This is a genomic window from Accumulibacter sp. (assembly GCF_016789985.1).
Classification (GTDB): domain Bacteria; phylum Pseudomonadota; class Gammaproteobacteria; order Burkholderiales; family Rhodocyclaceae; genus Accumulibacter.
Genome location: NZ_JAEUOL010000249.1, coordinates 1 through 20,745 on the forward strand (window position 1 = coordinate 1; position 20,745 = coordinate 20,745).

Annotated in this window: 15 protein-coding genes and 1 pseudogene; 12 read left to right on the plus strand and 4 right to left on the minus strand. The window is 62.6% G+C overall.

Going from position 1 to position 20,745, the window contains the following annotated elements; all coding sequences use genetic code 11:
- Positions 1–195: 195 nt before the first annotated feature.
- The 4 genes from hemE (at position 196) to JNK99_RS14175 (ending at position 6,700) form a co-directional block, all read left to right on the plus strand.
- Positions 196–1,290, plus strand: a complete 1,095-nt coding sequence (hemE, locus tag JNK99_RS14160) for a uroporphyrinogen decarboxylase (RefSeq protein ID WP_291854192.1) — start codon at positions 196–198, stop codon at positions 1,288–1,290.
- Between the two features lie 300 nt (positions 1,291–1,590).
- Entirely contained in the window at positions 1,591–3,621 is a 2,031-nt protein-coding gene (locus tag JNK99_RS14165; RefSeq protein ID WP_291854193.1) for a primosomal protein N', read from the plus strand.
- Between the two features lie 269 nt (positions 3,622–3,890).
- Positions 3,891–5,381, plus strand: a complete 1,491-nt coding sequence (locus tag JNK99_RS14170) for an exopolyphosphatase (protein WP_291854218.1) — start codon at positions 3,891–3,893, stop codon at positions 5,379–5,381.
- An 80-nt stretch (positions 5,382–5,461) separates the two neighbouring features.
- Positions 5,462–6,700, plus strand: coding sequence for a hypothetical protein (locus JNK99_RS14175; RefSeq protein ID WP_291854195.1), 1,239 nt, complete (start codon positions 5,462–5,464; stop codon positions 6,698–6,700).
- On the opposite strand, the gene JNK99_RS14180 is transcribed toward JNK99_RS14175, so the two are convergent.
- The 4 genes from JNK99_RS14180 to JNK99_RS14195 all read right to left on the minus strand — a co-directional run bounded on the left by JNK99_RS14180 (position 6,691) and on the right by JNK99_RS14195 (position 11,589).
- Positions 6,691–7,932: an MFS transporter gene (locus JNK99_RS14180; protein WP_291854197.1), complete on the minus strand. Its 1,242-nt coding sequence runs from the start codon at positions 7,930–7,932 to the stop codon at positions 6,691–6,693. The genes JNK99_RS14175 and JNK99_RS14180 overlap by 10 nt on opposite strands.
- A 35-nt stretch (positions 7,933–7,967) precedes the next feature.
- On the minus strand, positions 7,968–8,663 hold the full coding sequence (locus tag JNK99_RS14185; RefSeq protein ID WP_291854199.1) for an MOSC domain-containing protein: 696 nt from the start codon (positions 8,661–8,663) through the stop codon (positions 7,968–7,970).
- A 1-nt stretch (position 8,664) separates the two neighbouring features.
- Positions 8,665–9,570 (minus strand): ROK family protein, encoded by a 906-nt coding sequence (locus JNK99_RS14190; RefSeq protein WP_291854201.1) that lies wholly within the window; start codon positions 9,568–9,570, stop codon positions 8,665–8,667.
- Between the two features lie 90 nt (positions 9,571–9,660).
- On the minus strand, positions 9,661–11,589 hold the full coding sequence (locus JNK99_RS14195; protein WP_291854203.1) for a nucleoside-diphosphate sugar epimerase/dehydratase: 1,929 nt from the start codon (positions 11,587–11,589) through the stop codon (positions 9,661–9,663).
- 621 nt (positions 11,590–12,210) lie between these two features.
- Here JNK99_RS14195 and JNK99_RS14200 point away from each other — a divergent pair.
- From JNK99_RS14200 to JNK99_RS14235, 8 genes and pseudogenes are all read left to right on the plus strand, one after another.
- Positions 12,211–13,308: a DegT/DnrJ/EryC1/StrS family aminotransferase gene (locus tag JNK99_RS14200; RefSeq protein ID WP_291854205.1), complete on the plus strand. Its 1,098-nt coding sequence runs from the start codon at positions 12,211–12,213 to the stop codon at positions 13,306–13,308.
- On the plus strand, positions 13,305–14,387 hold the full coding sequence (wecB, locus tag JNK99_RS14205) for a UDP-N-acetylglucosamine 2-epimerase (non-hydrolyzing) (protein ID WP_291854206.1): 1,083 nt from the start codon (positions 13,305–13,307) through the stop codon (positions 14,385–14,387). Before JNK99_RS14200 ends, wecB begins: the two co-directional genes overlap by 4 nt.
- Positions 14,384–15,820: an oligosaccharide flippase family protein gene (locus JNK99_RS14210; protein WP_291854208.1), complete on the plus strand. Its 1,437-nt coding sequence runs from the start codon at positions 14,384–14,386 to the stop codon at positions 15,818–15,820. Before wecB ends, JNK99_RS14210 begins: the two co-directional genes overlap by 4 nt.
- Complete coding sequence (hisH, locus tag JNK99_RS14215; protein ID WP_366518765.1) at positions 15,817–16,452, plus strand: imidazole glycerol phosphate synthase subunit HisH; 636 nt, start codon at positions 15,817–15,819, stop codon at positions 16,450–16,452. The genes JNK99_RS14210 and hisH overlap by 4 nt, the downstream gene beginning before the upstream one ends.
- Positions 16,446–17,201 (plus strand): AglZ/HisF2 family acetamidino modification protein, encoded by a 756-nt coding sequence (locus JNK99_RS14220; protein ID WP_291854210.1) that lies wholly within the window; start codon positions 16,446–16,448, stop codon positions 17,199–17,201. Before hisH ends, JNK99_RS14220 begins: the two co-directional genes overlap by 7 nt.
- 541 nt (positions 17,202–17,742) lie before the next feature.
- Positions 17,743–18,858: an N-acetyl sugar amidotransferase gene (locus JNK99_RS14225; RefSeq protein WP_291854212.1), complete on the plus strand. Its 1,116-nt coding sequence runs from the start codon at positions 17,743–17,745 to the stop codon at positions 18,856–18,858.
- A gap of 59 nt (positions 18,859–18,917) precedes the next feature.
- Complete coding sequence (locus JNK99_RS14230; RefSeq protein ID WP_291854214.1) at positions 18,918–20,132, plus strand: hypothetical protein; 1,215 nt, start codon at positions 18,918–18,920, stop codon at positions 20,130–20,132.
- Positions 20,116–20,745 (plus strand): annotated as a pseudogene (locus JNK99_RS14235) (7-cyano-7-deazaguanine synthase); the annotation flags it as partial. The gene JNK99_RS14230 and the pseudogene JNK99_RS14235, both read left to right, overlap by 17 nt.

The following is a 20,745-nucleotide window of genomic DNA, read 5'->3' on the forward strand; positions in this document are numbered from 1 at the left end:
TCGGACCAGCCAACAACTTTGCGGGCCTGACCGACTTCCAGACCTGGGTATGCACCTTCGCCATGCTCATTGGACGGCTCGAGATCTTCACGCTGCTGGTCGTGATGACCCCAGCTTTCTGGCGCAAATAGCAGGCAAAAGTGGATAATCGCTGCTTTGCAGCGCATTTCCTTGACTGGCGGAGCCGATACAGCCGTGACCCGACCCTGCAACGACACCTTTCTCCGTGCCCTGCTCAAGCAGCCGACCGCGCACACTCCGGTCTGGCTGATGCGACAGGCCGGCCGTTATCTGCCCGAGTATTGTGAAACCCGCCGTCGGGCCGGTAGTTTCCTGCAGCTCTGCAAGAACCCGGCGCTGGCCTGCGAAGTCACCCTGCAGCCGCTTGCCCGCTTCGAACTCGACGCGGCCATCCTCTTCTCGGACATTCTCACCGTGCCCGATGCGATGGGTCTCGGTCTCTACTTCACGGATGGCGAGGGACCGCGTTTTGAACGCCCGTTACGCGAGGAATGGGCGATTCGTGATCTGGCGGTGCCGGACCCGTGGAATCATCTGCGTTATGTGATGGACGCGGTGGCGGAGATCAGGCGAGCGCTGAACAACACGGTTCCCCTGATCGGCTTCTCGGGGAGTCCCTATACCCTTGCCTGCTACATGGTCGAGGGTGGCGCCAGCAGTGACTACCGGCACATCAAGAGCATGCTCTACCAGCGGCCGGACCTGCTGCACCATATCCTGTCGGTCACCGCCGATGCCGTCGCGGTCTACCTCAACGCGCAAATCGAATCGGGTGCGCAAGCCGTGATGATTTTCGACTCCTGGGGCGGATCGCTGTCGGCGGCGGCCTATCGCGAATTCTCGCTGGCCTACCTGCAGCGTATCATCGGTCGGCTGGTGCGGGAAAAGGATGGTCAACGTGTTCCATCGATTGTCTTTACCAAGGGCGGCGGGCTGTGGCTGGAGGCGATCGCTGACATTGGTTGCGACGCGATCGGCCTGGACTGGACCATCGACCTCGGCGAGGCGCGCCGACGCGTCGGTGACCGGGTCGCGCTGCAGGGCAATCTCGATCCGGCCGTACTTTTTGCCTCACCCGAGCAGATTGCCATTGAGGCAAGGAAGGTGCTGGACAGCTACGGTGCCGACGGTTATGGGCATGTTTTCAATCTGGGGCACGGGATATCCCAGTTCACCCCGCCCGGGAACGTCTCCGCACTGGTCGATACGGTGCATGAGCACAGCCGCCTGTTGCGCCGGAAGATGCATAAATTGTCCTCCAGTGCTTGACTTATTCACAGAAATGCCCACCGTTTTCCAGGCGCCTCCGAGGCCTTCTGCAAGTTCTGGGTGATTTTTTCAATTCATTGATTTATAACTTTTTTCAATTTGCTTGTTTTTTGGGCGGCGGCTCTGAAAGCCTTGTAGAAAGGGGCTTTGAGGTAGTTGTTGGCAGATTGATCCACAGAGTTATCCACAGCCATGCGTTGAGGGAAGCAAATCCGTGCTAAGTGAATGCCTTACCCCTCATTGCCAGAAGTAGCACGAGCTTCCGTTGGTAAATTGCCGGGCTTTTCCCCAACCCTGAACATGTCAGAGCAAGCGCCACCCGAACAGATTGTGCGTGTGGCGCTCGACTTGCCGCTGCGCCGCCTCTTCGACTACCGCCCTCCTGACGATGAGCCGTTGTCGGCTGGGGACATCGGCTACCGGGTTTGCGTTCCCTTCGGCCAGCGCCAGAAAATCGGCATCATCGTGGCGCTTGGTAGCGACAGCGACCTGCCGCCCGGCCAGCTCAAACCGCTGACGGCAGTTCTGCGCGATGTGCCGCCGTTGCCCCGGTCGTGGTTTCGTCTGGCCACCTTCTGCGCCGCCTACTACCATGCGCCTCTTGGCCAGGTGATGTTGTCGACCTTGCCCGCCGGGCTGCGTTCCGTGGCACCGGCCAGGCCCCGGCCGCACCGGGCACTGGCCGAACGAGCCCCGGCGCAGGCGCCGCCGAGCCTGACGGCCGACCAGCAGCTTGCGTTGCGTGTCATGGCAGCGAATGCGCCCGGATTTCACGCCTATTTGCTGCATGGCGTGACTGGTAGCGGCAAGACCGAAGTGTATCTGCGGCTGATCGGGCGGATTCTGGAGGCCGGCTTGCAATCGCTCCTGCTGGTGCCCGAAATAAACCTCACACCGCAACTGGAGGAACGGGTGGCTGCCCGCTTTCCGGGCGCTGGTCTGGTCAGTCTGCACAGCGGCCTTGGCGAGGCCGCGCGCAGTCGCAACTGGCGGGCCGCCCTGCGCGGTGAGGCACGCATCGTCCTGGGCACGCGTCTGGCGGTGTTCGCGCCATTACCTGAGCTGGGCCTGATCGTGGTCGATGAAGAACACGACGCCTCGTACAAACAGCAGGACGGAATCCGTTACTCGGCGCGCGACCTGGCGGTTTTTCGCGCCCGCGACAACGGTCTGCCGATCGTCCTCGGTTCGGCCACGCCTTCGCTGGAGAGCTGGGCCAATGCCGCGGCCGAGGATGGACGCGGGCGATATCAGCTCCTTTCCCTGCCGCAGCGGGCGGTCGAAGGCGCCCGCCTGCCGACCGTGCGCACGATAGACACGCGCCTGGACAAGCCGCGGGATGGACTCTCGGCGACCTTGCTGATGGCCATCGAGCAGCGGCTGGCGCACGGCGAGCAGAGCCTGGTCTTCCTTAACCGGCGTGGTTACGCGCCGGTGATGACCTGTGTCGCTTGCGGCTGGACCTCGCATTGCCACCGCTGTGCCGCCAATCTGGTGCTTCACCTGGCTGACCATTGCCTGCGCTGCCATCACTGCGGCTACCAGACGCGCGTAAGCAGGCAGTGCCCGACCTGCGGCAACCAGGATCTGAGTGCCTTCGGACGGGGTACCCAGCGGATCGAGGCAGTGCTCGGCGAGCGCTTTCCGCAGGCGCGCATTCTGCGTGTGGACCGCGATTCGGCGAGCAACCGCAGGCATTGGAACGCCCTGCTCGCGAGCATTCGGAACGGCGAGGCCGACATTCTCGTCGGCACCCAGATGCTGGCCAAGGGCCACGATTTTCCAAGACTGACGCTGGTCGGCGCCGTTGCGCCGGATGCAGCATTGTTCGCTGCCGACTGGCGGGCTCCGGAGCGCTTGTTTGCCCAGTTGATGCAGGTTGCCGGTCGGGCCGGGCGGGCAGAGTGGCCAGGTGAGGTGCTCCTGCAGACGCAGTTTCCGGATCATCCCTTGTACCAGGCGCTGCTCCGCCACGATTATCGAAGCTTCGCCGCGATGTTGCTCAGGGAGCGTGAACAAGCCCGCTTTCCGCCTTACGCCTACCAGGCCATGCTGCGGGCCGAGGCACCGCGCATGGCCGAAGCCTTGTCCTTTCTGGCGGCGGCGCGCGCCTGCCCGGCACTCGACAGAAATCCGCAGGTGAGTTCCTACGATCCGGTGCCGATGCGTCTGTCGCGCCGAGCCAGTCTGGAACGTGCCCAACTGCTCGTCGAGTCCGTCTCACGTCCGGCCCTGCAGGTTTTCCTTGACCAGTGGGTGAGCGAACTCGAAGCGCAGCCGGTGCCCAGCCGCTTGCACTGGCACCTGGAGGTCGACCCGGTCGAGCTCTGATCGCTCCGGTGGTGGGCGGCTGTTCTGCCGGGGGCCTGGCGAAACGCCGGTCGACCGGCATCACCGCGCGCCGGGCGTGCCTCTGGACGGACGTTGACTAAGGCGGCCAAGGCAGGGATACTGGCTCGCAGCGCTGTCCCGAGGGGAGCGTCACGCGGCCAGGTAGTCTCCCGTGCGGTGCCGCTGCATGCCATCAGCCAGTTTGAGGAGTTCTCCCCGTGTCTTCCGATTTCGTTGCAGCGATCGATCTGGGATCGAACAGCTTCCACATGATCGTCGCCCGTATCGAGGATGGCCATGTCCAGTTGCTCGACCGGCTGCGCGAGATGGTTCAGCTCGCTGCCGGTCTCGACGACCACAACCGCTTGTCGACTCAGGCACAGCAACGGGCGCTGAACTGTCTGGCCCGCTTCGGCCAGCGCCTGCGCCACATTCCGCCGGGCCGCCTGCGCATCGTCGGCACCAACACCTTGCGCCAGGCGCGCAACAGCGCCGATTTCGTGGCGCGGGCCGAGCAGGTGCTCGGACATCGGGTCGAGGTGGTCAGTGGTCAGGAAGAGGCGCGCCTGATCTACCTTGGCGTTGCCCACAGCGTCGGGCAGGTTCCCGGACCACGTCTGGTCATCGACATTGGTGGCGGCAGCACCGAACTGATCATCGGCCAGGATTTCGAGCCATTGCATCTGGCCAGCCTGCGCATGGGTTGCGTCAGTCTCAGCCGTGCCTGCTTCGCCGACGGCCGCGTGACCGCAGGTCGTCTGCGTGAGGCGGAGTTGCTCGTCCAACTGCATCTCGAACCGGTCCGCGAGGAATATCTGGCGCGTGGCTGGGAGGTGGTGACCGGCGCTTCCGGTTCGATCAAGGCGATTCAGGATGTCCTCGTCAGCGAAGGCTGGAGCCGCGAGGGAATAACCCTTGCGGGGATGCGCCGCCTGCGTGCCGCATTGCTCGAGACACGCGATACGGCTGCCCTGGCCGACCGCTGGCAACTCGAGCCGACACGCGCCCGTGTCTTTGTCGGTGGCTTCGTCGTCCTGCACGGCCTCTGCGAAACGCTGGGCATCGAATGGCTGGAGGTGTCCGAAGGGGCGCTGCGCGAAGGGTTGATCTACGACCTCCTGGGCCGTATTCGGCATGAGGATGTACGCGACCGCACCATTTCCGACGTCATTCGGCGTTTCTCTCTCGACGAGGCACAGGCGGCGCGGGTCAGCGGCACGGCGCTCGAGCTGCTGCGCCAGGTGCGTGCGAAATGGGCACTGCCCGGCAAGGAAGTCAGAAATGTTCTCGAACGCGCCGCCCGGCTGCACGAGGCCGGTCTGTTGCTGAGCCACGATCAGTATCACAAGCACGGGGCCTACGTCCTCGAACATTCCGACTTGCCGGGTTACTCGCGCGACGATCAACTGTTGCTGGCCGCTCTGGTCAGGCGTCATCGGCGATCGTTCCCGGCCGACGCTTTTGCTGCCTTGCCCGGGGACTGGGTGCGCCCGGCCTGCCGGCTGTGTGTGCTGCTGCGCCTGGCGGTGGTGTTGCACCGTGGCCGCAGCAGCGAACCCCTGCCGCCGATCGCCCTGTCGGTCAATCGCCAGCGAATACGACTTGCCTTCCCGCGCGGCTGGCTCGTCAGGCACCCTCTGACCCGTGCCGATCTGCAACTCGAGGCGGCCTTGCTCGCCAAGGCAGGGTTTCATCTGAGGCTCGCCGAGGAGCGCTCCGGCAACAGATCAGAATCGACGGCGGGCGATTCGTCCGCGTGATCCAGGCTCATGCGCCCACCTCGGCATCTTGCTCCGGGCCAAGCAGCGGACGGCGCCTGATCGACATGAAATCCCGCTCCATGAGTTTTCGCGGGTGCCTCGTGGCATGGTTGCTCGTCCTGCTGGCCAGCGTGGCCTTGTTTTTTGCCGCCGTTCTCGAACGGGAGCCGCTGGTCAGTCGCGACGAAACCATCTCGCCAACGTCGATCAGCGAGGCCCGGCGGCTGTTGGCCCAGAACGATCCGCGGCGGCTGCGCGGCGGTGAGGAGCGGACCGCGGTCATCCCGGTCGGTTTGCTTGACGCCGGCATCAATCACCTTGCCAGCCGTGGTCTGGGCGCCCGTGCTGCGCTGATGGTCGTCGGCAGGCGCGCCGAATTGCGTCTGACGGCCCGCTTGCCTGGACTGCGCGATGCGCTTTATGTCAACCTGCGAGCGGTTCTTGCCGAGGCCGAGGGTGAGCCACGCATCGTCTCGGCGGCGATCGCCACGCTGTCCATCCCGCCGTCGGTGGCCGAAATGTTCGTCGCCTGCGCGATCAGGGCTGCCGGCGCTGGTAACGAATGGAAAACGGTGCGGCAGGCCCTCCGTGGCATTGATTTCGATGCTGCGGAGGGTGTGGTCGCGGTACGTTATGTCTGGCAGCCCGACCTGTTGAAGCAGGCGCGGTCGTTGGCCTTCACGACGCAGGACATGGCGCGGATTCAGGCTGCGCAAGAGGCACTGGCGGCTCTCCTCGACCATCACTCGCCGCGCGTACGGCTGCCGCTCGGACGGGTTCTGGTACCGCTGCTCACCTGTTGCGGTACACCAACACCCGAACGGGGTCGGGCGGCACTGCTCGTCCTGGCGAACCATCTCGCCGGCAGCAATCTTGCCCAGGTCTTGCCGGCCGCCAGGACCTGGCCACGTCCCCGTCGGGTGAAGCTGACCCTGCTCGGCCGATACGACAGCGCCCAGCATTTTGGCATTTCTGCGGCCTTGGCGGCCTGGGCCGGCGAGCCGGCAGCCAATGCCATCGGTCTCGACAAGGAGCTTCGGGACGCGCGCGGTGGCAGCGGCTTCTCCTTTGCCGACCTGGCGGCGGATCGGGCGGGAACCCGTTTCGGCGAATTGGTTGCCATGGGTTCGCCGCGCCTCGAGCAGGCTTTGCGCGGGACAATGACAGATGCCGAACTGGCGCCGGCGCTTGACGGCTTACCCGAGAACCTGAGCGAAGATGAGTTCGAGCGCCGTTTCGGCGACCGTGACAGTGCGAGCTATCGGCAACTGAGCAACGAGATTGAAGCACGACTGGCTGCCCTGCCACTCTATCGTTGAGCCTCTGAGCCGTCCGGCGACGTATCCCGCCGGACGACGGCACGACCGGCAATCCAGAACCAGGCATAGGACACCACCTGTGCTGCCAGCAAAGCCAGGAAGGCGGAGCGGTGCGCCAGCGCGACGCTCTGTCCGTGTGCCTGCAACACGTCGATCAACAGTCCGAGTCCCCATTGCACGGCGAAGGCTCCGATGAACACCATCAGATTGAAGGCAGTATTGGCACGACCCGAGAGAGCGACCGGAAAGCCGGCAGCGGCCTGTGAGTAGGCCAGCGTTCCGAAACTCGACAAGCTGCCGTAGGCCAGCCACAGCAGGTAGGTATCAGCAACCGCCTGGCTGGCGATCAATGCCAGGGTGAGCAGTGAAAGTCCCGATCCCGCCCCGAGCAGCAGCACCGGCTTGATCCCTCGACGGGCCAGCCCGGTGGCGAGCAGGCCGATCAGCAGGTAGGCGAGCAGCATCGCGCCGCTCATCGCTGCCATGTGGTCGGCCGCTGTCGCCCGGTTGTAACCATTGACCTGCATCAACCAGGATATCGACCAGAGACTCTGAACCGCCATGAAACCGCCGATCAGCGTCAGGCCGAGGGGCGCGAAACGCCAGAAGTGCGCGCTGCGGAAGACCTCGGCGACTCCCGTCCACTGGGCTCGCAGTGGCTCGGGCTGGATGGCGGCGCCCCGCCGTTCGGGGACACCGTAGAACAGCCAGATGGCCACGCTCAGCGTCAGGCCGGCCAGGGCAAAGAAGATCTCGCGCCAGCCGAAAACCTGCAGGGCGGCTTCGAGGGGGGCGCTGGCCACAAGTGCACCGAGCCCCCCCGCGGTCATGATCCAGCCGGTCAACGAAGCCTGACGCTCCACCGCAAACCACAGCGAAAACGCCTTGAAAGCGGCCATCAGGCAGGCCGAGACGCCCAGCCCGACCAGACCACGGCCAATCGCCAGCCAGGTGATACTCTCTCCGAGCGCGAAGATGGCAGCGCCGGCTGCCGCGAGTAGGAGCAGCCCGGACTCGACCCGACGCGCGCCAAAGCGGTCGAGCAGCATGCCCAGTGGCAATTGTGCGGCGGCAAAAAACAGGAAGTAGGCGCTGGTGAGCAGCCCGAGGTCAGCAGCGCCAAGCTCGAGCTCCCTGGCCAGCACCGGGCCAATGACGGCGTTGGCTGTCCGGTAAAGATAGGAAAGGAAATATGCGCCGGCAAAAGGTAGGAACAGTCTTATCCAAAGCATCGCGTCGCCCTCGCCTCCCCCTCGCCTCCCCTCGTTCAACCCCCTGTGTCATCGGCGGACGTGCGTGGTGTCGGCCGCGACACGTTGGCGCGCAACCAGCGGCTACGTTCGGCCAGTTTCTGCTGCCAGTCGGCGGTCAGGCCGGGCGTGGCAGCAAGTTGCTCGAGCCGCACGGGATCGGGGCGGTGAGTGCGCCAGACCTGCCACAGTTCGCTTAATGACACCGCGCCGGGTAGGCGATCGAGCAGGACGAGCGTTTCGCCGCTGCTCACCATGCCGGCTTCAAGCACACGATAGTACCAGCCGGTGAGGCCGCTTTCGCTGATCGTGCGCGCCAGATCGGCGCAGCCATAGCGATGATCGATCTTCCAGCATGGGCTGCGCGGCTGACTGACCTGCAGCGTGGCCTTGCCGAGGCGGAAGACATCGCCGATACACACCGCGCCTTCGTCCAGGCCGCTGCCCGAGATGTTCTCGCCGATGCTGCCGGGGACAAGCAGGGCGGCAATCCCGGGGAAGCGCCCGGCGAGTCGCTGATAGTTTTCGACGGCGTAGTGATGCAGCGCCTTTTCCGGCCCGCCATGGACGCGACGGTCGGCCTGAACATCGCCCGCCAGGCCGGTAACGGAGAGCCGCTGGGGGCCGGCAAGCAGTCGCTTGTAGATGCCGGTCCACTGACCGTGCTGGTCGATTCTGGTCAGCCCGCCGGCGAATAACTGGACCGTCGACATTTCACCATTCGTTCCACAGCCAGGCGGCACCGCGCACGCCCGACGAGTCACCGTGCAGGTTGCGCAGCAGCCGCGTGTGCACCACGTCCGAGAAGACATGCCTTTTCCACAGTCTGGGCACCGCGTGGTAGAGTCGCCCGATGTTCGAGAGGCCGCCACCGAGCACGATGACCTCCGGGTCGAGAAGGTTGATCACCTGCGCCAGCGCCTTGGCCAGGCGTCGCTCATAACGCGCCAGCGTCGCCGCGCAGGCGGCTTCCCCGGCGCCGGCGCGTCTGGCGATCTCCTCTGCCGTCAGCCACTCGCCGCCATGCCGCTGATGGTCGGCACACAGGCCCGGACCCGAGAGCCAGGTTTCGATGCAGCCCAGACGCCCGCAGTAGCACGGTCCCGGTGGAAGTTCTTCTTCATCGGGCCGGGGCAGCGGGTTGTGGCCCCATTCGCCGGCTATGCGGTTGGCGCCGCACAGCACGTGTTGCTGAACGACAATGCCGCCGCCCACCCCGGTACCGATGATCACGCCGAAAACGGTGTCGGCGCCTTGTCCGGCGCCATCGATCGCCTCGGAGAGGGCAAAGCAATTGGCATCGTTGGCCAGCCGGATCTCGCGTCGCAGGAGCGTCTGGAGGTCCTGGCGCAGCAGCTTGCCGATCAGGCAGGTCGAGTTGGCGTTCTTGATCGTGCCGTCTACCGCGGACTCGGCCCCCGGGATGCCAATCCCGACGCTCCCTCGCTGTGCGAGTTCCCGCTCGGCATCGATGACCAGAGCACCGACGGCCCGTACCGTCCCCGGGTAGTCGCCCTGCGGGGTCGGTCTGCGCCGGCGCAGCAGGGTTCGGCCGGAGTCGTCGAGCGCGATCAGCTCGATCTTGCTGCCGCCGAGGTCTATCCCGATGCGCAATGACATGGCTTGCCTCCTACGGTCGCGGCGTCGGCCGACGGCGCGGGCTGCTGATGGCCATCTACCGCGGAACAGAGCGCGGACATATTCGGGCGGTTACGCAAGAACGGGGTGGCCGACCGGTTGGCCGGCTTCATCGTCAAGCGAGCGTCCGTCGGCCACTTTCATCAGGATTCGTCTTGCGCCTGCTTCATCGGCTGCGGCCAGGGCGTCTTGCAGCGTCGCGATCAGGTCGGCCAGCTCCGCGCTTTCCAGAAAGGGCTCCGTCGCCCGCATGATCTTGGGATGCGGCGTGCTTTCCGCGTTACTGCTGGCGATCAGGAGTTCCTCGTAAAGTTTTTCGCCCGGGCGCAGACCGGTGATCGCGATCTCGATGTCACCCTCCGGATTGTCCTCGTCACACACCGAGTGACCGGCCAGCCGGATCATGTTGCGGGCCAGATCGACGATCCTGACCGGTTCGCCCATGTCGAGCAGAAAGACTTCGCCTCCCGTGGCCAGACTGCCGGCCTGGATGACCAGCTCCACGGCTTCGTGGATGGACATGAAGTAACGCGTCACTTCCGGGTGGGTCACGGTCACCGGTCCCCCTTGCGCGATCTGTTCCTTGAACAGCGGAATGACCGAACCGCTGGATCCCAGGACATTGCCGAAGCGCACGGCGCAGAATCGCTGTCCGGTAGCTTGCGCCGCGGCTTGCCGTGCAAAACCCTGAACGATCAGTTCTGCACCGCGTTTGGTGGCTCCCATGATGTTTGTCGGGCGGACGGCCTTGTCGGTGGAAATCAGCACGAAGGTTTCCACGCCCGCCTTGAATGCGGCCCGGGCGACAGTCAGGGTGCCCAGGACGTTGTTGCGCGTGCCTTCCAGAAGGTTGGCCTCGACCAGCGGAACATGCTTGTGGGCAGCGGCGTGGTAGATCGTCTGCACCCCGTACCTGGCCATCAGCCGGGCTACCAGCTCGGCATCACCCACCGAGCCGAGGGTGGCAACCACATTGTTGTCACCCATGGCGCGCAGCACCCGGTCGATCTGGTAGAGGGCGTGCTCGCTTGCCTCCAGAAGAATCAGGCGGGCCGGGGCGAGTGCGGCAATCTGGCGGCACAGCTCCGAGCCGATCGATCCCCCTGCACCCGTCACCAGGACGACCTTGCCTCTGATGCACCGCCCGAGCAGGGCTGGCTCGGCCGCCACCGGGTCACGTCCCAGCAGGTCGCCGATGTCGACTTCACGCACCATGTTAACCAGGTGTCGGCCGCTTGCGATATCGGCCAGGGCCGGCAGAATGCGCACGCGTACCGGGTACTGCTCAAGCGAGGCGACCACCTCCCGGCGACGGGCGTTCGAGGCCGACGGGAGGGTGACGATTACATCGCGAATATCAAAACGTTCGATCAGGGACGGCAGTTGCTCGGGTCGGTACACGCGCAGGCCCGCCATGTCCTTGCCCTGCAGGCTGCTGTCGTCGTCCAGGAAGCCTGCCGGAAAGAGATCCCTGCCCCGTCGCAACGAGGCGGCGAGCTGTCGTCCGGCTTCGCCTGCACCATAGATCAGCACCTGGCGGCCGGCAAAGCGGTCGCGCACGGGAAACCAGAGTATCCAGCGCGCGCCAAAACGAGAGGCGGCGACCAGCACCGTTCCGATCACCCAGTACAGCAGAGGCACTGCGCGAGGTACACCCTGTACCCCGGTCATCTGGGTCATGAACGCCAGTCCGGCCCACAGTACGGCAGCGAGCCACATGGCCTTGACCACCGACCACAGTGCCTGTTCGCCAAGATAGCGAATCACCGAGCGATACAGCCCCAGCTTGAGGAAGACCGGCATGGCGAGCAGCGGCGCGATGATCATGAGCAGCAGCTGCGCGCGATTCGGAACATACCATTCACCGAGACGCAGGGCGTAGGCCGCCCAGGCGGCAAAGATCAGGAGTAGCGTATCGGCCAGCAGCATCAGCCCCTGCTTTGCCGGGCGTGGCAGAACCACGAGGTAGCTGGAAATGTGCGTCGGGACGAGCCTGTGCATCATGTATCCTTAATGGGCTGGTTGCATGCCAATCACCACGACGTTGATCGACGAGCAGCGGTCTCCGATTGTCGCGAGCGACGAACGAAAGGACCCACGCACCCAGGGGCCCTCGTGAAGGGCGTGAGAAAGCATCTTCGGTGGGTATCCACACTGCTTCTGGCCGCTTCCCGCCGAGTCCTGCGGTCCTGTTCGGGGCACCGGAGAATGCCGCGCCTAGCCCGCGCGGTCTGCCACTTGATAAGCACGCTCCCAGTGTACTCGCAAGCAGTGAGCTTCGACAATCGCTCGCTCTCGCCTGCGGCCTGGCCAGAGCTCGCGCCGGGCGCAGACCAGAGGTCGGTCAGGTCGGTACGCCTCATGTTGCTTGGCTCCTCGGTCCGAATACCGGAAAAGGGGTTCGGCGCGGCAACATTTGAATTAGAATCCCATATTTTGCCTGACGTTCATCAGGCCATCGTGTCAACCGGCGAGTTCGATTCGCCAACCGGGTTTTCCCTCTGCACTGGCAGGTGTGAAGGGCTGGTGCAGCTTCGTCCTGCTCGCCTTGCCTGCAGGATGGGATCACCCTGACCGCCCGATGCACGGTGCCGGCTGCCAATCAAAAGGAAAGTATTCAGCATGAAATTCATCGATCTGAAAGCACAGTATGTCGACTTGAGGGAATCGATCAATGACCGCATCCAGCGGGTCCTGGAACATGGCCAGTACATCATGGGCCCGGAAGTGCGTGAACTCGAGGCGGCACTCGAACTGTTCAGCGGCGCTCGGCACTGCATCACCGTGGCTTCCGGTACCGAAGCACTGCTTGTCGCCCTGATGGCGCTCGGCATCAAGGCGGGGGACGAGGTCATCACCACTCCGTTTACCTTTGTTGCAACGGCCGAAGTCATCGCCTTGCTCGGTGCGACCCCGGTTTTCGTCGACGTGGAACCGGATACGTGCAACATCGATCCGACACTGATCGAGGCGGCGATCTCGCCGCGGACCCGTGCCATCATCCCGGTCTCTTTGTACGGTCAGGTGGCGGACATGGATGAAATCAACGCCCTGGCTGCACGGCACGGTTTCGCCGTCATCGAGGATGGAGCGCAAAGCTTTGGCGCCAGCTACAAGGGCAGAAGGAGCTGCAACCTCTCCCACATCGGGTGCACCAGTTTTTTTCCCAGCAAGCCGTTGGGCTGCTATGGGGATGGCGGCGCAATTTTCACCAGTGACGACAGCCTGGCCAAGGCGATGCGCGAGATTCGGGTGCACGGTCAGGAGCGGCGCTATTACCACACCCGCCTCGGCGTCGGTGGGCGGATGGACACTCTGCAGTGCGCCATCGTACTGGCCAAGCTGGAACGTTTCGAATGGGAGGTTGCGCAGCGCATTGCGGCAGGGGAGAACTACCTGGAATTGCTGCGCACGATTCCAGGGGTCATGCCTTTGACCCTGCGTCCGGACAGGACCTGCGTCTGGGGGCAGTTTACGATTCAGGTCGCGAATCGTGAGACGGTGCTTGCTTCACTTCAGGCAGCCGGAATTCCCACCGCGGTTCATTACCCGGTACCCCTGCATTGCCAGCCGGCTTATCAACACCTCTGCCGTATCCCGGGAACGCTGTCTCAGGCTGAGGCGGTTGCTGCGCGGGTGATCAGTCTGCCGATGCATCCGTACATCGGCCAGCCGACGCAGGAGCGCATAGCTGACGCACTGAGGATGGCTGTCGCGTGAAACTGCTTACGGTGGTCGGGGCGCGTCCCCAGTTCATCAAGGCGGCAGCCGTCTCGCGCGTCATTCGCAGCGACTATCCGGGGATCATTGACGAGGTGCTGGTTCATACCGGCCAGCACTTCGATCACGCCATGTCGGAGGTATTCTTTACCGAGCTCGACATCCCGCAGCCGCGATACAATCTGGAGATTGCCGGTGGTCCGCATGGCGCCATGACCGGGCGCATGCTCGAGGCGATCGAGCAGGTTCTGCTGCAGGAGGGGCCCGATTGCCTACTGGTTTACGGAGACACCAACTCGACCCTGGCTGGTGCCCTTGCTGCTGCCAAGCTGCATGTCCCGGTGGCGCACGTCGAAGCCGGCTTGCGCTCCTTCAACATGCGCATGCCGGAGGAGATCAACAGGATCCTGGCCGACCGTGTGTCACGTCTGCTTTTCTGTCCCACCAGGACAGCCGTCGCCAACCTGTATGCGGAAGGTCTGACGCAGGGGGTCAGTAATGTCGGGGATGTGATGTTCGATGCCTCGCTTCATTATCGGGGGATGGCACGCGAACGCAGCAGTGTACTGGGACGTTTGGGTCTGCTCGAACAAAGCTACGTCCTCGCGACCTGTCACCGGGCCGAGAACACTGATGACCCGCAACGCCTGCAGGCCATCATACAGGCGCTCGCCGAGCTGGCCGGCGAGATGCCCGTGGTGTTGCCCTTGCACCCGCGTACGCGCAACACGCTGGCGGCGCTCGGCCTGAATGCGGCACTGAAGGCGGTCACGCTCGTCGAACCCCTGCCCTTCCTGGACATGATCCGGCTTGAGCAGACGGCGCGTTGCATTGTCACCGATTCCGGTGGGGTACAGAAGGAAGCCTTCTTCTACCAGGTGCCTTGCGTCACCATGCGTGACGAAACCGAGTGGCCCGAAACGGTCGAACTTGGCTGGAACCGATTGGCAGGGGCTTCACGCGAGCGTATCGTTGATGCGGTCCTCCAGGCGCAACGCCCTGCGCTGTCTGGCAGTGCGCCTTATGGCGACGGCCAGGCCAGTCAGCTGATTGCCGAGGGACTGCTGAGTTCGCTGTGACTTTTCGCGCGAACGCCTTGGCGATGCTCACCGGCACGGTGCTCGCGCAAGTGATTCCCCTGCTGGTTGCGCCGCTGCTGACCCGTCTGTATGCACCCGGCGCCTTTGGATTGCAGACACTGTTCATGAGCCTGGCTGCGGGCTTGGCGGTGCTGGCCACCTGCCGCCTCGATCTGGCCGTGGTTCTACCGGATTCGGAGGATGAGGCGCGCCAGGTGGGCGCCCTCGTCCTGTGCCTGGTTGCCGTGGTCGTTGGGACGAGTCTGATGGTGGCCGTTACGGCGGCCCCGGAACTTGCCCGGAGGCTCGGTTATCCTGACCAGACAGTGTGGATCTGGCTTCTTCCGCTAGCCGTTGCCAGCATCGCGCTGACCCAGTTGAGTGTTGCCTTTGCCACTCGCCAGCAGCGGTTTCCGACGATTGCCAAAGCCAACGTGGCGAATCAGGCCGGTTTCGCGCTGGGTGCGCTGGCCATTGGCCTGCTCGGTGCCTGGAGCGAGGGCCTGGCGGTCGCCAAATTCCTGGGGCAGGTGCTCGGGCTGTCTGTCGTGGTGTTCGGCTGCGCACTGATGCCGAGCCTCATTCCGAGCGTCTGTAGCTGGCGGGCGATGCGCGATGTCGGAGACAAGTACCGTCAGTTTCTGATCTTCAACACTCCCTACAGCCTGCTCGGAAGTCTCGCCCGCGATGTTCCGGTCTACCTCTTCTCGGCCACCTCGTCAGTTGCGGCCGCGGGCTATTTCGCGCTTGCCCGAACGGTTCTTCTGGCGCCGACCCTGGTGACGTCCAACGCCCTGAGCCAGGTGTTCTACCGCGAGGCCGTGGCATCGCAGGGAAGCGGCCGACTGGAGCAACTGACGATGCATCTGCTGCGACTGGGCCTTTTGGCAGGCGCGCCGCTATTTGCCTTCGTAGCCGTCTGGGGTGACGTGGTGTTCGTCGTGCTGTTCGGGGCACCCTGGCGACAGGCGGGTGTCTTCGCCATGATGATGGCGCCGGCGGCCTGGATGTCGATACAGACAGGCTGGCCGGAGAGGCTCTTTGAAGTTAGAATGCGTCAGGGCGTGTCGTTCAGCATTCAGGTGGCTTCTGATGTGACGACCGCTTCCCTGTTCGCCGTGACCCTGCTCGCAGGCGGTGGTGTCGAACTGGCCGTCGGGGTGTTTGCCGTGGCCAACGTGATTTACCACAGCGTTTACCTGAGCGCAATCTTTTGCGTATCGGTTTTCTCGGCCGCCCGTTTGGCCAGTCTGCTGGCCAGGGGGTGGGCTTGGTTTGTGCTGCTGTGTCTGGTGCTTGGCGGATGGCGTCTGATCATCGGGGCCGGGCTCGTCTCTGCAATGGCGGCGATGCTGGCGGCAGGGAGTCTGGCCTTGGCCATTGCCTTGCGCCACTGGCGCCGGGGAATCCCGGCCGAAGTCAAGGAAGGATGAGCCAATTGATAGTCGTCGTCGATTACGATACCGGTAACGTGGGGTCCGTTCTGAACATGCTCAAGAAAGCCGGAGCCAAGGCTGTGCTTTCGCGTGATCCCGAGGTCCTGAGCACGGCCGACAGACTCGTGCTCCCCGGAGTTGGGGCATTCGATGAAGCAATCGGCAATCTGAGACGCTTCGGGCTCTATGACCTGCTCGACGAACTTGTGCTCAGGCAGCGCAAACCCATCATGGGGGTCTGCCTCGGCGCGCAGATCATGACGAAGTCCAGCGAAGAGGGGCGGCTGCCCGGTTTCGGCTGGCTGGACGCACGCCTGGTGCGTTTTCGCGCTCCCCCCGGCGAAACCCTGCGCGTGCCCCACATGGGCTGGAACACTGTCACCCCGACAGCCGCCGGAGCCGCAATTTTCGACCAGGTTGCCAAACCAATGCGCTTCTACTTCGTCCACTCATACCACATGCTGGCAGATACCCCCGGTATTGAAGCAGGCATGACGACCTACGGCTATCCCTTCGCCAGTGCGCTGGCCGCCGGCAATATCGTTGCTTTGCAGTTTCATCCGGAAAAGAGCCACAAATACGGATTGCAGGTCTACCGCAACTTTGTCACCGGGTTTCAGTCATGTTGAAGCCGCGTGTCATTCCGTGCCTCCTGCTGCGTGGACGGGGTTTGTACAAGACCGTCAAATTCACTGATCCCAAGTACGTCGGTGATCCGGTCAACGCGGTGAAGATCTTCAACGAGAAGGAGGTCGACGAACTGATCCTGCTCGACATCACGGCGACCCCCGAACAGAGGGGACCTAACTACGCATTGATCGAGGACATTGCCAGCGAGTGCTTCATGCCCTTGAGTTATGGTGGTGGGGTGACCTCGATGGACCAGGTGCGCCGCCTGCATCGTCTGGGTGTCGAAAAGGTGTCTCTCAATACCGCTGCCTTCAATGACCGGCAGCTCGTCAGGGAAGCCTGCGACACCTTCGGCAGTTCAAGCGTCATCGCTGCAATCGATGTCAGGAAGACGCTGTTCGGCAAATACGAGGTCTGGACAGGCTGCGGGCGGGTCAACACCAAGGTGGACCCGGTGGGCTACGCTGAGGAGTTGGCGGAGCTGGGAGTTGGCGAGATTCTGGTCAATTCGATAGACCGCGACGGAGCGATGACGGGCTACGACCTTCCCTTGCTGACGAAGATCGCCGCCAGAGTGGACACGCCGGTTATTGCCTGTGGTGGCGCAGGTTCGCTGGAGCACATTCGGGAGGTGCTCACCGGTGCGCAGGTCTCGGCGGTCGCTGCGGGTAGCCTGTTCGTCTTCCACGGCAAGCACAAGGCGGTTCTGATCAACTATCCGTCGCCGGGAGAACTGGAGGGGCTCTGATGCTCTGCCTTCGCCCGGCCGGCGAACGAGCCCCTCGTGCCTCTTCGTCTGTGATCACTCAGTACACCAAGCCGTATGTAGCACAGCACGTTCCACCACATTGTCCCCAGCCGCGCGCGTCTGCGGGTTCCTTTGGGGTGATCCGGACAGCAGAGCCTCCGCACTCGGAACCCATACTTCAACACACTGTTTCTGTGAGTGTCTGATGAATTTGTCGGGGGTCTCGCTAGGCCATGACCCGGTCTGCCATGTTGTGCGTCAGCTCTCGGAGAGATGGCGTGAGGTCAAGGGAAGTGAGAGTCGGCAGGATAGATAGTCTCAACAAATCAGATGGTTGCTGCGGCCAGAGGCATATCATGTCCGAGTGTGGAGGCCCTGCTCCAGACAGGGGCTGGTGGCAGGGATGCAGAGACGTCTCCCGCGCATGAGGCAGCAACCCGGTCCTGTTCGTACGGGTTCAAGCTATAATCCAGCCCCTTGGGCACGTTACCGCCCAAGTGGCCTGTTTTCAACCCTTCCCGCCGCGCATTCCATGCCAGCCATGAATTACAAAATATGCACCCGATGTGTCATGGACACATCGGATCCTGTAATCACGTTCGACGAAGCCGGTTTGTGCAATCACTGTCAGCGGTATGATGTTATGGCTAGGGAGATTGTGGCCAGAGCCTCTCGAGGGGAGCGCCTCGGGGAGCTGGATAGCATCGTTGCGCGGATCAAGGAGGCAGGTAAAGAACGGGAATATGACTCGATAATGGGACTGAGCGGTGGCGTTGACAGCTCGTACGTAGCTTATACGGCCAAGCGCCTCGGGCTTCGACCGTTGGCGGTTCATTTCGACAGCGGCTGGAACTCGGAGCTCGCGGTCAACAACATCGAGAACATCGTCAAGAAGCTCGGGATAGATCTGCACACCCACGTTGTTGACTGGGAGGAGATGCGCGATTTACAGCTCGCGTTCTTCAAGGCTTCGGTGGCCAATTGCGACATCCCGACGGATCATGCCTTCCCCACGATCCTGTTTCGTGAAGCGGCTCGTCATGGAATCAAGACGATCCTGTCGGGCAGCAATTTCGCAACCGAGTTCATTCTTCCTGCGTCCTGGGGTTATCATTCCGGTGATTTGCGCCACATCCTCGACATTCACCGCAGGTTTGGGCGTGCCCCTCTGCGTGCATACCCGGCAATCGGATTTTTCCGCCAGTATGTCTGGTACCCTCATGTACGCGGGATCAAGACACTAAAGATCCTCAATTACCTGCCTTATAACAAATTCGATGCCAAACGGACGATTATCCAGGAACTTGATTGGCGGGACTATGGCGGCAAGCATTATGAATCGGTCTTCACGCGTTTCTTCCAGGGATACTATTTGCCGGTGAAGTTCGGTTACGACAAGCGACGCGCACACCTGGCTTCGCTGATCAATTCTGGCCAGTTGAGTCGCGAGCAAGCCATGGTGGAGTTGGAAGAACCCACTTACGATCCTGAACTTCAGGCCCAAGACAAGTCTTTCGTAGCCAAGAAGCTGGGGATCACGGAGGACGAACTGGACGAAATCTTTCGTCGTCCGAACAGGGATTACAGCGAATACGCGTCGAATGCCAAGCTGTTTGAATGGGGCTTGCGCCTCAAGCATGCCCTGGTGCGCCTTTGATCCCTCGACTAATCGCAGGTGTTACGCGTCACCGCGTCTTCAGCCTGTACGTCCTTTCGTTGCTCTGGCTGGTGGCCAGCTTTGTCATTTTCTGCGTTAGTGCCGGGCGCGAACTACGGAATGTTCTGCTGCTGGTGGCCTTGGTGTCTGGCGTAGTGCTTTGCTACATCGTTTTCTGGCGGGGTCTGTGCCGGATCGTGCCGTCACTCGAGAGCAGTGCCGCGCCAGACACGGAACGGCATTTGACAGCAGGGCAGCAGCGTTTGCTGTTGGGACTGGTAATTGCTTACCTGTCGATTGTCGCCGTTCACTTTCTGCTTCTCGGCCGTATACCTTTGTTCGAAGCGCTGTTCCAGAGCAGCGAGATGGGTGTGAGTGTTGTCAGACAAGAGGGATATTTTGGCTTGCCGATCGCTTGGCGGTATGCTTCAGATTATTGTGCGAAAGCGTTTGGCCCGACCCTTTTGTTAATCGCCTACTATTATCGGTCGCGTCTTTTCTGGGTGGCGCTGGTGATCGGCGGCTTTTACAGTCTGGCTCTTTTCGCACGCATCCTGCCCGTGTTTCTGTTGAGTCCGTTGGTCATTTATATGGGTTTTCAGCGCCGTTGGATGCACCTCGCCCTGACCCTTGCCCTGATGATCAGCCTCGTGCTTGCGTCGACAGCCGTTTCTTCCCCGACGATTCGGGAGAGCATGCAGTATCAGGAACCGGTGGTGACCTTGAGCGACAAGGAAAGGGTCTTGGTCAGCGACTACGTTGTGCCGCGTGATGACTGGAGGCGTTCGTCTGCGGTCTATGCGCTCTACGAACGTGCATTGTTGGTTCCCGGACAGGTAATCGACCAGTGGTTCTACTATTATCGTGATCCCGGGCTGCGTGAAGCGGGTTGCGGTTATCGTCTGTTGGCCGGTCTGCTGGGCTGCGAGTATGTGCCGATTCCTTCCAAACTCTACACTGCGTTCTACCACGACAACGTGAGCCAAGGCATGCGCGGCAGTCTCAACGCGGCGTCTTTCATGACCGAGTATGCAAACTTCGGGCCTGTCGGTTTTCTGCTGTCGAGCCTGCTCGGCGCTGGCCTGTTCGCCATCATCATGCTGATCTATCGTGATCACCCGCTGGCTCTGCCTCTTAATCTGGTTCTCATCGTGGCAGCGATGGAAACCAGTCTTGTCACGGCGGTCAATTCCGGGGCCGGATGGCTGCTGACTACCGCCCTTTTCATCATATTTTTCAGGTTGCAGAAAGCGGAACATGAGCGCAAGCGCTGACCATCGCCCTTACCAGCAATGCACGCGTTGCCTGATGGATACGTCCGATCCGGAAATCGCATTCAATGAACAGGGACACTGTAACCACTGCACGCGCTACTTTGCCCGCGTCGCGACGGAGGTGGCGCGTGGCCCGCGGTCGGGGCCCGCGCTGGAGTCGATCGTCGCCCGTATCCGCAGCGAGGGCCAGGGCAAGGATTACGACTGCATTGCCGGTGTGAGCGGTGGCGTCGATAGCACCTACGTGATCTACAAGCTCAAGGAACTTGGCTTGCGGCCGCTCGCGGTGCACTTTGACAACGGCTGGAATTCCGAGCTGGCGGTGGCCAACATCAAGAATGCACTGGACGAGCTGAAGATCGACCTGAACACCTACGTCGTGGACTGGGAGGAGTTCAAGGATCTGCAGATGTCGTTCCTCAAGGCTTCTGTCCCCAATTGCGAGATTCCGACCGATCACGCCATCACGGCTACCCTGGTGCGCAATGCCCGCGCCGTCGGCACGCCCTATGTGATCAACGGCAGCAACGTACTGACCGAGGGAATCCTGCCGATCTCCTGGGTTTACTACAGTCACGACCTGCACCATATCCGCGCCATCCATCGCCGGTTC

Excerpts from the sequence above, each read along its gene's own strand:
- JNK99_RS14165 (WP_291854193.1), top strand. The coding sequence starts at position 1,591 with ATGTCAGAGCAAGCGCCACCCGAACAGATTGTGCGTGTGGCGCTCGAC.
- JNK99_RS14170 (WP_291854218.1), top strand. The coding sequence starts at position 3,891 with ATGATCGTCGCCCGTATCGAGGATGGCCATGTCCAGTTGCTCGACCGG.
- JNK99_RS14175 (WP_291854195.1), top strand. The coding sequence starts at position 5,462 with ATGAGTTTTCGCGGGTGCCTCGTGGCATGGTTGCTCGTCCTGCTGGCC.
- JNK99_RS14180 (WP_291854197.1), bottom strand. The coding sequence starts at position 7,932 with ATGCTTTGGATAAGACTGTTCCTACCTTTTGCCGGCGCATATTTCCTT.
- JNK99_RS14185 (WP_291854199.1), bottom strand. The coding sequence starts at position 8,663 with ATGTCGACGGTCCAGTTATTCGCCGGCGGGCTGACCAGAATCGACCAG.
- JNK99_RS14190 (WP_291854201.1), bottom strand. The coding sequence starts at position 9,570 with ATGTCATTGCGCATCGGGATAGACCTCGGCGGCAGCAAGATCGAGCTG.
- JNK99_RS14195 (WP_291854203.1), bottom strand. The coding sequence starts at position 11,589 with ATGCACAGGCTCGTCCCGACGCACATTTCCAGCTACCTCGTGGTTCTG.
- JNK99_RS14200 (WP_291854205.1), top strand. The coding sequence starts at position 12,211 with ATGAAATTCATCGATCTGAAAGCACAGTATGTCGACTTGAGGGAATCG.
- hisH (WP_366518765.1), top strand. The coding sequence starts at position 15,817 with ATGAGCCAATTGATAGTCGTCGTCGATTACGATACCGGTAACGTGGGG.
- JNK99_RS14220 (WP_291854210.1), top strand. The coding sequence starts at position 16,446 with ATGTTGAAGCCGCGTGTCATTCCGTGCCTCCTGCTGCGTGGACGGGGT.
- JNK99_RS14225 (WP_291854212.1), top strand. The coding sequence starts at position 17,743 with ATGAATTACAAAATATGCACCCGATGTGTCATGGACACATCGGATCCT.